General features: G+C 58.5%; 1 protein-coding gene. It reads left to right on the forward strand.

The annotated features are described in order from the left end of the window. Positions 1 to 314: hypothetical protein (locus tag H0921_RS18090; RefSeq protein WP_228500111.1), on the forward strand; the 314-nt coding region annotated here is incomplete at its 5' end. Between the last annotated feature and the right edge of the window lie 406 nt (positions 315 to 720).

Here is a 720-nt window from a genome sequence, read left to right on the forward strand (position 1 = left end):
CCCGCCCCGACCGGCGCCCGCACCATCTGTCGAAGCAAAACATGATCTTTTCTACCAATATCAACGTCGAACAAATCGTTCTGTATCCAGTGCGAAATCGGCAAGTCGATCGCGGAAGCGGAGCGTGCCCTTCATCGTCGAGGCGAAGCCCATCCCAATGGTGGCTCGGCGAGCAGTTCCCCGAAGTGAAGAGCCTTCCCCAAGTGGCCGGACCCACCAACGCGGCGGTGGCCTCAAAATGCGGACTAAAACGGCAGAAGAGCCGGGGCGTTGCCCTCCCGCGGCAGAGTCTTCCACCCCAGAAGTACCAGTGACAGCCCGCCGCCAGCGTCGGCAGGGAGCGACCCACGGCGAGGCTTCCCCCATTCGGCCCCAGCGGCGAGGGGAGCCAACCTCGGTTCGCTCCCAGCGTGCCGCGGCAGGGTCTTCTCGGATTTCCTCCGAATTGTCAAGTAAACATGATGAACCCAGGAAACGGAAAAAGTCCGTGGAATCCGGTCATCATCCCATCTCGACAGCAGAAAAGATGCAAATGCGATTGTATAAATTGATTTGTCAATCCATAAGTGGTAATCGGCGAAGTCGTGATCAATTGATACGGTCGCTAGCATCTTTGGATCAGCGAGCCAGGCCCTCGCGTCGCTCAGGCCGTCGGTCGGAAAAGAAGCGGGAAAGTTGGGAGGTTCTCGCGGAGTTGCCCCGTCGTCCGAAGTTGACAAA

The organism is Thermogemmata fonticola (assembly GCF_013694095.1).
GTDB lineage: Bacteria > Planctomycetota > Planctomycetia > Gemmatales > Gemmataceae > Thermogemmata > Thermogemmata fonticola.